Source organism: Sphingomonas sp. GW821-FHT03E12 (genome assembly GCF_059420685.1).
On the sequence record NZ_JBWKUF010000003.1, the window covers coordinates 359,839 to 372,777 of the forward strand.

Consider the following 12,939-nt stretch of genomic DNA (forward strand, 5'->3'; position numbering starts at 1 on the left):
GGGATGTGAAGGCCCGCATCCTCGGTTCCGGCACCTCGTCGGGCGTGCCGCGGATCGGCAATGACTGGGGCGACTGCGACCCGGCCGAACCGCGGAACCGCCGCACCCGCGCCTCGATCCTGGTCGAAAGCGCGACGACGCGCATCCTCGTCGATACCAGCCCCGATATGCGCGCCCAGCTGCTCGCGGCCGATGTGGCGGATGTCGACGCGGTGATCTGGACGCATGATCACGCCGATCACACCCATGGCATCGACGACCTGCGCCAGTTGATGCATGTCCGCGGTGAGCCTGTGCCGGGCTTTGCACCGCCGGCGACGGTCACCGGCCTTTCAGCGCGGTTCCGCTATGTGTTCGAGGGAGGGGGCCCCTATCGCGCGACCGCGACCATCGAGCGGCTGATGGATGGGATGACAGTCGGCGATATCGTCGTCCGTACCGTGGATCAGCCCCATGGCGGCATCATGTCGGCCGGGCTGCGGTTTGAGCATGATGGGAAGTCAGTTGGATATGCGACTGATTTCAATGAGTTTACGGTTGAAATGGAGCGGCTCTACACGGATCTCGATCTCTGGGTCGCCGATGCGCTTCGCCGTGAGCCGCATCCGACCCACCCGCATCTGGCGCAAACGCTCGAATGGGCGCGCAAATGCCGTGCGCGGCACACCGTCCTCGTGCATATGGACAAGACGATGGACTATGGGACGCTGACTGCCGAGCTGCCGCCGGGGGTGGAACCCGGTTATGACGGCATGGAGATCGTGGTTTGAGCGAGACGCAGATCGTTCAATTGGTGGCGCTGGTCGGCTTCCTCGTGCTGGTGCTGGGATCACTCAGCATCCGCAGGCTGCCCTTGGGCTTCATCCTCAAGACCGTGATCGGCTGGGCGGTGATCGCCGGCCTGATCTATCTCGTCGTCGTCAACCGGCATACTATCCTCGATCAACTCAACACGATCGGCTCGAAGATCGGCGTTTCCGAGGCACCCCAGGTAGCCGAAGGCGAAACCATCCGCATCCAGCTCTCGCCGGATGGTCATTTCTGGGCACGTGCGACGATCAATGGCGTCGAACGCCGTATGCTGATCGATAGCGGCGCGACGGTAAGCGCGATCAGCGAGGAGACCGCGCAGGCTGCCGGGATCGACTACGCACGCGGCATGCCGGTCAGCGTATCGACGGCGAATGGCACGGTGGAGGCACGGCGTGCACGCGCGCAGCGGGTCGAGGTCGGTCCGCTCGGCACCGACGATCTCACAGTGTTCGTCGCGTCGAGCTTTGGCGATCTCGACGTCCTCGGCATGAATTTTCTGTCGCGGCTCAAATCCTGGCGGGTGGAGGGGAATGTGCTGATCCTCGAACCGCAATCCAAGAGCGATTTAACATAATGTATATTATCGGACTTTCGTCGTGAGCGATCGGGAGGACTCCCCCGCAATCGATATCGCCGCGATCGAGCCCCCGGGTATCGAACGGCTGATGGCGATCATGGCGCGGCTGCGCGATCCCGTCACCGGCTGCGAATGGGATACGGTCCAGACCTTCGCGACGATCGCGCCGTACACGATCGAGGAAGCCTATGAGGTCGTTGACGCGATCGAACGCCACGACATGGCCGATCTCAAGGACGAGCTTGGCGATCTGCTGCTCCAGGTGATCTTCCACAGCCGCATGGCGCAGGAAGCCGGCGACTTCGACCTGTCCGGCGTCATCGCCGGCATCTGCGCCAAGATGGAACGCCGCCATCCGCACATCTTCCTGGGGGCAGCTGAGGGCGGCCATCACCTCTGGGAACAAATCAAGGCCGCAGAGCGGGGGAGCAAAGGGGCCAGCGGCGCATTGGACGGGGTAGCGGTTGGCCTCCCCGCCCTCACCCGCGCTGAAAAGCTTCAGAAGCGCGCCGCACGCACGGGTTTCGACTGGCCCGATCCCTCGGGCGCCCGCGCCAAGATCGACGAGGAGTTGGCCGAGGTCGAAGCTGCCGCGTCTGACGATCATCGCGCCGAGGAGATCGGCGACCTCCTGTTCGCGATGGTCAACTGGTCACGCAAGCTGGGCGTTGATCCCGAGGCCGCATTGCGCGCCGCGAACGCCAAGTTCGAAACCCGTTTCCGCGCGATGGAGGCCGAAGCTGGCGATGCCTTTGCCTCGCTCGATCTCGATGCCCAGGAAGCGCTCTGGCAGCGGGTCAAGCGCGCCTGATTGACGTCCTGGACGCTGTGCTCAGCTTGTCGTTGGTGAATGCTCGATGGCCAGCATGTGCGCCCTCTCCCCCTGTGCGCCCTCTCCCCCTGCAATTGTCCGGGAGGATGATGTCGCCGGGGCGGAAATCAGGCGGGCTCGGTCGCAGCCTCCACTGCCATCAGCGCTGCGGCATATTTCTCGGCACTGCGATCGAACAATTTGCTGATCGCGAAGCTGCGCTCGGTCAGCGCGAGATTCTTGAGCCCGTCGAGCTTGAAGGTGCCGATCTTCTCTTCGCGCGGGATCACGAAATCACGCGAGATCACCTGCGCGTCCACATAGAGCGCGTCGCCGCGCATGTAGAGGATGTGCGGCGCCAGCACCATGCGCGTGCGATTGTAGAAGGCGTTCAGGCAGAGCTGCCTGACAATCCCCTCCAGCACGATCGGCGTCGGGTTGGCCGGCGATTCGGCCCCGTTAGCGGTATCCATGGCAATAATCTGGCAACGATGTTGCGTTGCAGCAAGTGCAGAATCGCCCGGATGGGCGGAAAAACCGCCCGCCAGCCCCTACTTCTTGTGCCAGGGCAGTGTGATCAGCCAGCTCTTGGGCCGTCCGCTTGGCCTTAGCGTGCCGTCCAGCCGCTCGGCGCGGATGATCTTCACGGGCTTCAGGATCATCTGCCCGCGCATCACACCCCTTCCCCCGCCGCTCGGCATTGCGAGCATCCTCCGCACGACATCCATTCCGCCGGTCACCGTGCCGAATGCCGCAAAGCCCGGCGTGTTCGGCCGCGCGTCGAGCGAGGGATTGTCCCCAACCATGATCGAGAAATTGCCGTTCGCCGAATTGGGATCGATGCCATGCGCCATCGAGATCGCGCCGCTCAGATGCCTGATCCCGGTCCGGCTGGTCGGCTCCAGCGGAAGCGCGGGTAGCATCCGGCGTGCATCGGTACCGATGCCGCCCTGGACGAACCCCAGCTTGGGATCGCTCACACGTCGCGCCGTACGGTAGAATTCGGTTCCTTCGAACCGGCCGTCATCGACATAGAGCATGAAGTTGGCGACTGTCCTGGGCGCGCGCCGGGCGTCGAGCGCAAGCGTGATGTTGCCGGCCGAGGTAATGAGCCGTACCCGAACGACTGAGGGTTCGGGCGGCGGTGCGGAGGAAACGAGCGAGAGCGCACAGAACGCAAGAAAAACACGTCGATCCAACATTATGCGCCGCGAACCTCGAACCTTTCATAGTCCTTCGGCGCCATGCGTACTTCATAGATCGCATGCTCGCCGTCCATCCAGTGCTCGACGACGTCACCATGCTGGTGCAACCAAGCCGCACCGGCGCCGTCGCTGGGATCGAGCCGGATCGTATAGCGCCGGTGCCCCTGGGTCAGCAGGCCGGAGACCTTGCCGATCAGGGTCGCGATACCCTCCCCGCTCAACGCTGACACTGCGACGACATCGTCGCGCTTGGCGGCTTCCGCGAGCAGTTCGTCGCGTTGCTCCGCATCGAGCAGGTCCAGCTTGTTCCAGGCCTCGAACCGCGGCGTCGCGGGATCGACGCCGATCTCCTTCAGTACTGCCTCGACATCGTCCTTCTGCGCCTGCGTATCCGGGTGCGCGATGTCGCGGACATGGATCAGCAGGTCGGCCGAAACCACTTCCTCCAGCGTCGCCTTGAATGCGGCGACCAGCTGCGTGGGCAGCTCGGACACGAATCCTACCGTGTCGGACAGGATCGCCTTATCGATCCCGGGTAGCGAGATCTGCCGCAGCGTCGGATCGAGGGTCGCGAACAGCAGATTCTCCGCCATGACATCAGCGCCGGTCAGGCGATTGAAAAGCGTCGATTTTCCAGCATTCGTATAGCCGACCAGCGCGATCACCGGCCAAGGCGCGCGTTGGCGCCGGTCCCGGTGCAGTCCACGGGTGCGGCTCACCGAATCGAGCTCGCGCCGCAACCGCGCCATGCGGTCGCGGATCAGCCGGCGATCGGCCTCGATCTGGGTTTCGCCAGGGCCGCCAAGGAAGCCGAAGCCACCGCGCTGGCGCTCGAGGTGGGTCCAGCTGCGCACCAGCCGGCCGGCCTGATAGTCGAGATGCGCGAGCTCCACCTGCAACCGACCCTCAGCCGTGCGAGCGCGCTCGCCGAAGATCTCGAGGATGAGACCGGTGCGGTCGATGACCTTGCAGCCAAGCGCGGTTTCCAGATTGCGCTGTTGCACCGGGGTCAGCGCCGCGTCGAACACGGCGAGGCCAAGCTCGCTGTCGCGCACCGTCTCGGCCAGCGCGTCAACCTGACCCGATCCGATCAGCGTACCCGGCTTGGGCGCACGGATGCGAAGCGCGACGCGTTCGATCACCTCGATTCCGATCGCGAGCGCGAGGCCGGCGGTTTCCTCCAGCCGCGCCTCGGCGTCGCGCGTGCTGCCGCCAAGGTCGGGATAGACCACCACCGCCCGCGCGCCACGCGCGAACTCGTCCGAATCGCGATCGAAACCAGTACTCATAAGTTCAGGCGCTTCGCCTCTCAGCCTTCCTCGCCGTCATCGGCCAGGTTCAGCGGATGCGCGGGCTGGATCGTGGATACGGCGTGCTTGTAGACGAGCTGATAGACGCCGTCGCGCTGCAGCAGCATGCAGAACAGGTCGAACGCTGCAATCCCGCCCTGAAGCATCACGCCATTGACCAGGAACATGGTGACATTCTCTTGCTGACGCTTCACCGCGTTCAGGAAAATCTCCTGCAGAACCGGGTTCTTGGAGGACGATTCCGGCACCGCATCTACGATCGAGGCGACATCGACCGCGCCCGACGGCATGATGGTCGAGATGGCGTGCTTGTAGATCAGCTGCGACTGACCGTCGCGGCGCAGCAGCACGGAGAAATTGTCGAACCAGGTCACGATCCCCTGGAGCTTCACGCCCTTGACCAGGAACATGGTGACGGGGGTCTTGGATTTACGCAGTGCGTTCAGGAACAGATCCTGGAGGGATGTCTGCTTGTCGGCCATGTCGTGCGACTTCCATTGTTTTTGGCAGGATTTTTCCCGCAAAGCGCCGTTTCCCGGCGTCGGAGGCGCGCCACCCGCGGCGCATGCGGCAATGTAGGCGGTCGGCCGGGGAAGGTCCAGTGGCCCGCCTCACCCTGTCGGACGGCTTTTCGACGAACGTCTTGCGCCAGAATTCAGCGGCTAGTCTTCGCGTTCCTCATGGATGCCCAGCAGCTTGAGCTTCCGGTGCAGCGCCGACCGCTCCATCCCGATGAAATGGGCGGTACGCGAGATGTTGCCCGAGAAACGCCGGATCTGGATGCGCAGATATTCGCGCTCGAAGGTCTCGCGCGCTTCCTTGAGCGGCGCGCCCATCATCGCGGTCGCCCCGGCGCCGTCGCCCTCTCCGTTGCGGCGGCCGAGGACATCGGCCGGCAGCAGGTCGATGTCGATCCGGCCGATACGGTCGCCCGGCGCCAGGATCACCGTCGCCTCGACCACGTTGCGCAGCTGACGGACATTGCCCGGCCATTCATAGCTTTGCAGCGCGACCATCGCATCGGCCGCCACCTCGGGCGTCGGCACGCGGCGCTCGGTGGCGTAATGGGCGACGAAATGCTCGACCAGCGGCGGAATATCCTCGCGCCGCTCGGTCAGCGGCGGGATCGCGACGGGCACGACGTTGAGCCGGTAGAACAGGTCCTCGCGGAACCGTCCCTCGGCGATTTCGGCCATCAGATCGCGCGCTGTCGCGGAGACCACGCGGACATCGACCTTCACCTGCCGCTGCCCGCCGATGCGCGTGAACTTCTGTTCGGTCAGCACCCGCAGGATCCGGCCCTGCGTCGCCATCGGCATGTCGGCGATCTCGTCGAGGAACAGCGTGCCGCCATGCGCCTGTTCGAGCAGGCCGGGATGGACGAGATCGCCGTCCTCGACCCCGAACAGCTCTTCCTCGACGCGCTCCGGCGTCATTCGCGCGGCGCTGACGATCACGAACGGCCCGCTCACCCGGTTGCTCCATTCGTGGAGCAGTCGCGCGGCGACTTCCTTGCCGGTGCCGGGGCCGCCGGTGATCATCACCCGGCTGCCCGTCGCGGCGACCCGCTTCAGCGTCGCGCGCACGCCGTTGATCGACCCGGAAGTCCCTGTCAGGTCAGTCTCGCGCCCCACGCTCGCCCGCAGCGAAGCAACCTCACGCCGCAGCCGCTCGGTCTCCGTCGCGCGTTCGACCAGCAACAGCAGCCGTTCGGCCTCGAACGGCTTCTCGATGAAGTCGCTGGCGCCGCGTCGGATCGCCGCTACGGCCGTGTCCAGATTGCCATGGCCCGAGATTACCAGCACCGGGATCGACGGATCGCGCCGCTTGATCTCGTCGAGGAGCTCCAACCCGTCGAGCCGCGATCCCTGCAGCCACACGTCGAGCAGCACCAGGCTCGGCCGCCGCTCGGCGATCGCCTCGAGCGCCGCATCGCTGTCCGCTGCGCCGCGGGTCTCATAGCCCTCGTCCTCGAGCACGCCCGCGACCAGTTCGCGGATGTCGCGCTCGTCATCGACGACCAGAATGTCCAAGCTCATACGCCTTACCCGTTCTTGCTTCTTGTGAGGCCGGCGGGCACCGCGCCGCCGGGCTCGTCACCACTGTCTTCGCCACCGGTTCCCGCCATGCGCTCCAGCGTCGCGATGTCGAAGCACAGCGTTACGCGTGTGCCGCCGCCAGGGCGGTCGGCGAAGGTCATTGTCCCGAAATGCTCCTCGACGATCTTCTTGACGATCGCGAGCCCAAGCCCCGTGCCCCGCGCGCGCGTCGTCATATAGGGCTCGACGATCCGCTCGCGCTCGGCAGGAAGGCCGATGCCATTATCGTCCACGTCGATCAGCAGCTGTCCCGGCTCGCCCGCGCGGATCGTCATCGCGACCATGCCGCGCTCGCCCTCGCCATCCGCCTCGGTGCGCGTCTCGACCGCCTCGGTCGCGTTCTTGACCAGATTGGTCAGCGCCTGCCCCAGCTGGCGGCGATCGCACACGAGGGCCGGCACCGGATCGGGATGAGTCAGGGTATAGCGGATCTCGGGCTTCGCGACCTCGTGCAGGAACATGGTCTGCCGCGTGATGTCGAGCAGCGATTCCTCGCGGAAAATTGGCTTGGGCATCCGCGCGAAGGACGAGAATTCGTCCACCATCCGCCGCAGGTCGCCCACCTGCCGCACGATCGTGTCGGTCAGCTTCGCAAAGGTGCCGTCTTCCGCATCGACCTGTTTGCCGTAGCGCCGCTGGAGCCGTTCGGCGGCGAGCTGGATCGGTGTCAGCGGGTTCTTGATCTCGTGCGCGATCCGTCGCGCCACGTCGGACCAGGCTGCGCGCCGCTGGTCGAGCAATTGCTGCGTGATGTCGTCGAACGTCAGCACCTGGCCGCCTTCGTCGCGGGTGATCTTCACCGCCAGCGTCCGCGCCTCGCCGCCGCTGGCGAGCTGGACGATGTCCTCGCGCGCCTCCCCGTCGAGCAGATGATCGAGCTCGGGCGCGACTTCGGACAGCAGCCGCCCGACAGGGGCCTCGCCCGGGTTGAGCAGCGCCATTGCCGAACTGTTGATGACGCGGATGCGCCGGTCCGCGTCGATCGAAACCACGCCTGCCGTCACACCGGACATCACCGCCTCGATCAGCGCACGGCGGCTCTCGGACTGGGCGTTTGCGGCAACCAGTGCATTGGTCTGCTCCTGCAACCGGTCGGTCATCCGGTTGAACGCCGTGGCGAGGATGCCGATTTCATCCTGTGACTTCGGGGTCGGGACGCGGGTGCCAAGATCGCCCTCGGCGACGTCGCGCGCGGCCTTCACCAGATCGCCGACGGGGCGGACCAGCCGATCGGCGATCTCCAGCGCCACCCAAACCGCCAGACCCACGATCAGCAGCGACAGCACCAGCAGCGCGATGTTGAATTGCAGCTGCAGTGTGCGCGACCGTTCGGTCAGCGTGCGATAGCTGCTCACCACCGATTCCGCCCGGTTCTTGCGATCGAGCAGCACAGGATCGACGACGCGCGCGACGTACAGATAGAGATCGGAGGATTGCGGCAGGCGGATCAGCGCGCGGACGCGACCGCCCGCGTCTTCGACCACTGCGCCGGTAGCGCCGGCCTTGATCTTGCGTACGGCGCTGCGGCTGATCTGCTGTTCGATCAGCGCCTCATAGGGGTTGAGGATCACCAGGGTCTGGAATTCGCCCGATGGCATCTCGCGCAACAGCGCCGCTTCGGAAAGCTCGCGCTGCTGGGTCTGAAAAGCGAAGAACTGCGTGAAACGCGGCGCGTCGATGGGGGTCTCCAGGAGCTCGCCGGCAACGTCGAACGCCATCTTGTCGGCATTCTGGCCGACCCGTTCCTTGAGATCGTCGAAGCTGCCCGCGGCGACCGTCGACGCATTTTCCAGCATCGATCGCGCGCGATCCGAATACCAGAATTCGACGCCGTACTGGAACAGCAGCGACGCGACGATCGACACGAAGATCGTCGGCACGCTCGCCAGGATCGAGAAGATCGCCACGAGCCGGACATGCAGCCGCGCCCGCCCGCCCAGCACGGAACGCGCCGCGCGCCGCATCGCCACGCGGCGGCCGATCAGCACGATCAGCGCGACCAGCGGGACAAGGTTCGCGACCAGCAGCAGCGCGACCAGCGGCGGGGTCAGCAGGCGTTGCGATTCGGTGTTGCCGCTGATCACCAGATAGGTGGTCAGCATCATGCCGACCGCTACGCCGAAAACGACCAGCTCAAGGATCGGCGTGAGCGTGAACCGCCGCGCACCCGGCAATGTATCTGCAATCGGCTCGGCGACGGCGGTCATCGTTGCATGGCTACAACATACCCGTTGCCTTGAAAACACACTTATTCGAACAAGTCGCCGCTAGACCCCGTCATCCTGCCGCGATCCGCCGACATCGATGCCCAGCGTATCGAGCCGCTTGCGCAGCGTGTTGCGGTTGATCCCCAGCGCCCGCGCTGCGCGCAGCTGGTTCTGGCCATGACGCGCCAGCATCGATTCGATCAGCGGCCGCTCAACCTCGCCGATGATCCGGTCATAGAGGCTGCCGTCTTCCAGCACCTTGGGTTCCTCGACCGCGATCCGCGCCAACCGGGCATGCACCGCCGCTTCGATCCCTTCGTCGCGCGCCGCGGGGAGCATCGCTGCCGCCTCGCCCAGCATCGTGCGCACCGCCGCCGCGTCGATCCATTCGTCGCGATGGAGCGCGGCCATCCGCCGCATCAGATTTTCGAGCTCGCGGACGTTACCGGGCCAGTCATGCGCCTCGAGCGCCGCGATCGCATCGTCGCCGATTGCCTTGCGCGGCAGGCCGTCCTCGACGGCACGGTCGAGGAAATGGCGCGCGAGCAGCTTGATGTCCTGCCGGCGCTCGCGAAGGGCGGGCAGCGCAATCGGCACGACGTTGAGCCGGTAGAACAGATCCTCGCGGAACTGCCCCGCGACCACCTGGCTCATCAGATCCTTGTTGGTGGCTGCGACGATGCGCACGTCCGCGCGGATCGCCCGTGCCCCGCCCACGGTGGTGAACTCACCCGACTGCAGCACCCGCAACAGCCGCGTCTGCGCTTCCATCGGCATGTCGCCGATCTCGTCCAGGAACAAGGTGCCGCCCGATGCCTGTTCGAACTTGCCTGCCACCCGTGCCGCGGCGCCGGTGAAGGCGCCCTTCTCATGCCCGAACAGTTCGGCCTCGATCAGCTCGCGCGGGATCGCCGCCATGTTGAGCGCAACGAACGGCGCGCGCCGCCGTGACCCCAGGTCGTGGATCGCCTGTGCGACCAGCTCCTTGCCGGTCCCGCTCTCGCCGGTGATCAGCACGGTGAGCTCGTTCGAGACGACGCGCGCGATGATGCGATACACGTCCTGCATCGCCGGGGAGCGGCCGATCAGCGCAACGGCGTGATCTTCGCTCGCCGCGACATCGTCGACCAGCCGGCGCCCGCGCGCCAGGGCGCTCGCGACCGTGGTGGTCAGCGCGTCGAGGTCGAACGGCTTGGGCAGATAGTCGAACGCCCCCGCCTCGGTCGCGCGCACCGCGGTCGCCAGCGTGTTCTGCGCCGACAGCACGATCACCGGCAGGTCGGGATATTCGCCGGTCAGCGTCGCGACGAGGTCCAGTCCGTTGCCGTCTGGCAGCACTACATCGGTCACCACCACATCGGGCAGGACGCTGCGCATCTCGCGCTTGAGATCCCCCAGCGACGCCGCTGCCGTCACCTTGTGCCCGGCACGGCGCAGTGCTTGCGTCACCACGGTGCGGATCGCGGCATCGTCGTCACAGATCAGGATGGAGCCGGTCACACTCATGCGTCTTGCCGCTTTCGAAGAAATACCCTGGCCAGCACATAGATGCCGACCCCGATCCAGATCACATTGAGTGCGGCCGAGGGGAGTGCCCCGCGGACATAGGTGTTGACCAGCATCCCCACTGCGCCCGCGACGTTGAGCGCCTGATAGATCACGCTGTCGCCGTCGAGCCGCTTGGTCGATACCAGCCCATAGGCCGCCAGCACCAGCACCGCCCCCGCCCAGCCGACGATATCGACCCAGTCCATATCAGCCGTCCGCGCGAGGCAGGTTGACGCGGAAGACGGTCATCTCGGGATCGCCCGCCCGCGCATATTCGACCACCCCGCCCATGTCGCGGACCAGCTTCTCGACGAGCGGAAGGCCCAAGCCCTTGCCCTCGGGCTTGCCGGAGACGAACGGCTCGAACAAATGGCTGGCGATATCGGCGGGTGCGCCGGGCCCATTGTCGCTCACCGAAAACTCGATCGGCAGCCAGCGGCGTGGCTGATCCGGGCCAGGGCGCATCGCGACGCCATGGCGATATTGGGTCACCAGTACGATCCGGGGATCAGGGGTGTCCTTGAGCGCCTCGGCAGCGTTCTTGAGCAGGTTCATCGCGACCTGAAGGAACGCGTCCTTGTCCATCATCACCGGAGGCAAGGAGGGATCGAACCGCTCCTCGACAACGATCCCGCGCGCGAACCCCGCCTGCGCCACCCGCCGGGCATGGTCGAGCAGCGGATAGATATTGTGCGGCGCCAGCTTGGGCGGGCGGGTGTCGGTGAAATCCTGCATCCGGTCGATCAGCGCGGCGATGCGGTCGACCTCGTCGGTGATCAGCTTGGTCAGTTCGGCCCTGCCCTCGCCGCCATCCGCCCCGTCATCGTCCGCCAGCAGCTGTGCAGCCCCGCGGATGCCCGAGAGCGGGTTCTTGATCTCGTGTGCCAGCATCGCTGCCGCGCCCACCGCCGCGCGCGCGCCGGCGCTGCGGTCCGCGCCGACGGAAAGCCGCCGTGACGTCGGCGCCTGGTGCAGCGTCACGATCCGCCAGCCGGGATGCTCGGCGATCGGCTGCTCGATGAAGTCGACCCGGGTGCGGGGCGAGCGCGTCGGCTCGATCTCGACGTCGAACGCGGCGAAGCCATGCCCGTCGCGCCGCCCCAGATACCCCTCGGGCGGGGTCACGATGCGGTCGAGCCGCTGGCCCAGCATCGCCTTCTCGCTGTGGTTGAGCAGATGCTCGCACGCCATGTTCGCGCGCACCACCCGGTCCTGCGGGTCGAGCACCAGCGCTGCCACGGGAAGCCCGCCGAAGATTTCGGTCAGGTCGGGTTCGCCGGCTTGCGGCGGCGGCCTCAGGCCGCTTCTTGGGGGCGCCATAGCTCGTGCAGGGGCTTGCCGCGGAACTGCGCGTAGAATTCGTCGAGCATTGCCAGCACGGTCGCCGCCTTGGCTTCCTGGTTCACCTTGTTGCGGAACTCAGCCGAACCGTGCAGCCCCTTGGTGTACCAGCCGATATGCTTGCGCATCAGATTGACGCCGGTCATCTCGCCATAATGGTCGAGCATCGTCGCGTAATGCTCTGCGATCAGGGCATATTGCTCGTCGATGCTCGGGTCTTCCCGCTCGCCCTGCCCGGTCAGTGCATCCATTACCTGGCGCAGCAGCCACGGCCGGCCATAGGCGCCGCGTCCGATCATCACGCCATCCGCGCCCGACTGCTCGAGCGCCATGCGCGCGTCGGCGGGCGAGCAGATATCGCCATTGACGATCACCGGGATCGACACCGCGTCCTTGACCTTGCGCACGAACGCCCAGTCGGCGCTGCCCTTGTACATCTGGTTGCGCGTGCGGCCGTGCACGGTGATCATCTGCGCGCCGATCTCCTGCGCGACGCGCGCCAGCTCAGGCGCGTTCAGGCTGTCATGGCACCAGCCCATGCGCATCTTGACCGTCACCGGCACCTTCACCGCCTTGACGCACGCCTCGATCAACTGCGCGGCGAGTTCCGGCACGCGCATCAGCGCTGACCCGGCATCGCCATTGGTGACCTTGCGCACCGGGCAGCCCATGTTGATGTCGATGATCGCCGCGCCGCGATCCTCGTTGAGCTTCGCCGCCTCGCCCATTTCGTAGGGAGTGCAGCCGACCAGCTGCATCGACACCGGCTCCTCGATCGGATCCCATGCCGCCTTCTGGATCGACTGGCGCGTCTCGCGGATCGCCGCCTGGCTCGCGATCATCTCGGTGACGTTGAGCCCCGAACCGTAACGGCGCACGAGCCGGCGGAACGGCAGGTCAGTGACCCCCGTCATCGGCGCGAGCAGCACCGGCGTCTCGACCGTCACCGGGCCGATCTGGATGGGCTTCAACATCGTCATCTGTGCCTGAAAAATAGGCAGCGGGCTCTACAGGCGCAACCGTTCAAG

13 protein-coding genes are annotated in these 12,939 nt (G+C 66.0%); 3 read left to right on the forward strand and 10 right to left on the reverse strand.

Features of this window, described 5'->3' with window-relative positions:
* Positions 1-5 precede the first annotated feature (5 nt).
* The 3 genes from AC07TU_RS11335 to mazG all read left to right on the forward strand — a co-directional run bounded on the left by AC07TU_RS11335 (position 6) and on the right by mazG (position 2,201).
* Positions 6-770 carry an MBL fold metallo-hydrolase gene (locus tag AC07TU_RS11335; RefSeq protein ID WP_495188008.1) on the forward strand — a complete coding sequence of 255 codons (765 nt, stop codon included), beginning with the start codon at positions 6-8 and terminating at the stop codon, positions 768-770.
* The gene (locus AC07TU_RS11340; RefSeq protein ID WP_495188009.1) at positions 767-1,387 is read left to right on the forward strand and encodes a retropepsin-like aspartic protease family protein; all 621 of its coding nucleotides are present in this window, start codon (positions 767-769) and stop codon (positions 1,385-1,387) included. Before AC07TU_RS11335 ends, AC07TU_RS11340 begins: the two co-directional genes overlap by 4 nt.
* Positions 1,388-1,478: 91 nt before the next feature.
* Entirely contained in the window at positions 1,479-2,201 is a 723-nt protein-coding gene (gene mazG / locus AC07TU_RS11345; protein WP_495188383.1) for a nucleoside triphosphate pyrophosphohydrolase, read from the forward strand.
* Positions 2,202-2,329: 128 nt separating this feature from the next.
* On the opposite strand, the gene AC07TU_RS11350 is transcribed toward mazG, so the two are convergent.
* From AC07TU_RS11350 to dusB, 10 genes are all read right to left on the reverse strand, one after another.
* Complete coding sequence (locus AC07TU_RS11350) at positions 2,330-2,674, reverse strand: hypothetical protein (protein ID WP_495188010.1); 345 nt, start codon at positions 2,672-2,674, stop codon at positions 2,330-2,332.
* Positions 2,675-2,752: 78 nt separating this feature from the next.
* On the reverse strand, positions 2,753-3,403 hold the full coding sequence (locus AC07TU_RS11355) for a peptidylprolyl isomerase (RefSeq protein ID WP_495188011.1): 651 nt from the start codon (positions 3,401-3,403) through the stop codon (positions 2,753-2,755).
* Positions 3,403-4,695: a GTPase HflX gene (gene hflX / locus AC07TU_RS11360; RefSeq protein WP_495188012.1), complete on the reverse strand. Its 1,293-nt coding sequence runs from the start codon at positions 4,693-4,695 to the stop codon at positions 3,403-3,405. Before hflX ends, AC07TU_RS11355 begins: the two co-directional genes overlap by 1 nt.
* 20 nt (positions 4,696-4,715) lie before the next feature.
* A complete protein-coding gene (gene hfq / locus AC07TU_RS11365) occupies positions 4,716-5,240 on the reverse strand; it encodes an RNA chaperone Hfq (protein WP_495188013.1) in 525 nt (174 codons plus the stop codon).
* Positions 5,241-5,378: 138 nt separating this feature from the next.
* A complete protein-coding gene (gene ntrX, locus AC07TU_RS11370) occupies positions 5,379-6,755 on the reverse strand; it encodes a nitrogen assimilation response regulator NtrX (protein ID WP_495188014.1) in 1,377 nt (458 codons plus the stop codon).
* 5 nt (positions 6,756-6,760) lie between these two features.
* Positions 6,761-9,022 (reverse strand): sensor histidine kinase, encoded by a 2,262-nt coding sequence (locus AC07TU_RS11375; RefSeq protein WP_495188015.1) that lies wholly within the window; start codon positions 9,020-9,022, stop codon positions 6,761-6,763.
* A 60-nt stretch (positions 9,023-9,082) separates the two neighbouring features.
* Complete coding sequence (gene ntrC, locus AC07TU_RS11380; RefSeq protein ID WP_495188016.1) at positions 9,083-10,528, reverse strand: nitrogen regulation protein NR(I); 1,446 nt, start codon at positions 10,526-10,528, stop codon at positions 9,083-9,085.
* Positions 10,525-10,776 (reverse strand): CBU_0592 family membrane protein, encoded by a 252-nt coding sequence (locus AC07TU_RS11385; RefSeq protein WP_495188017.1) that lies wholly within the window; start codon positions 10,774-10,776, stop codon positions 10,525-10,527. Before AC07TU_RS11385 ends, ntrC begins: the two co-directional genes overlap by 4 nt.
* Before the next feature lies 1 nt (position 10,777).
* Positions 10,778-11,890 carry a two-component system sensor histidine kinase NtrB gene (locus tag AC07TU_RS11390; protein ID WP_495188018.1) on the reverse strand — a complete coding sequence of 371 codons (1,113 nt, stop codon included), beginning with the start codon at positions 11,888-11,890 and terminating at the stop codon, positions 10,778-10,780.
* Complete coding sequence (gene dusB / locus AC07TU_RS11395; RefSeq protein ID WP_495188019.1) at positions 11,866-12,891, reverse strand: tRNA dihydrouridine synthase DusB; 1,026 nt, start codon at positions 12,889-12,891, stop codon at positions 11,866-11,868. Before dusB ends, AC07TU_RS11390 begins: the two co-directional genes overlap by 25 nt.
* Between the last annotated feature and the right edge of the window lie 48 nt (positions 12,892-12,939).

Coding starts and splice junctions, on each gene's coding strand:
- mazG (WP_495188383.1), top strand. CDS start 1,479: ATGGCGATCATGGCGCGGCTGCGCGATCCCGTCACCGGCTGCGAATGG.
- AC07TU_RS11350 (WP_495188010.1), bottom strand. CDS start 2,674: ATGGATACCGCTAACGGGGCCGAATCGCCGGCCAACCCGACGCCGATC.
- AC07TU_RS11355 (WP_495188011.1), bottom strand. CDS start 3,403: ATGTTGGATCGACGTGTTTTTCTTGCGTTCTGTGCGCTCTCGCTCGTT.
- hflX (WP_495188012.1), bottom strand. CDS start 4,695: ATGAGTACTGGTTTCGATCGCGATTCGGACGAGTTCGCGCGTGGCGCG.
- ntrX (WP_495188014.1), bottom strand. CDS start 6,755: ATGAGCTTGGACATTCTGGTCGTCGATGACGAGCGCGACATCCGCGAA.
- AC07TU_RS11375 (WP_495188015.1), bottom strand. CDS start 9,022: ATGACCGCCGTCGCCGAGCCGATTGCAGATACATTGCCGGGTGCGCGG.
- ntrC (WP_495188016.1), bottom strand. CDS start 10,528: ATGAGTGTGACCGGCTCCATCCTGATCTGTGACGACGATGCCGCGATC.
- AC07TU_RS11385 (WP_495188017.1), bottom strand. CDS start 10,776: ATGGACTGGGTCGATATCGTCGGCTGGGCGGGGGCGGTGCTGGTGCTG.
- AC07TU_RS11390 (WP_495188018.1), bottom strand. CDS start 11,890: ATGGCGCCCCCAAGAAGCGGCCTGAGGCCGCCGCCGCAAGCCGGCGAA.
- dusB (WP_495188019.1), bottom strand. CDS start 12,891: ATGACGATGTTGAAGCCCATCCAGATCGGCCCGGTGACGGTCGAGACG.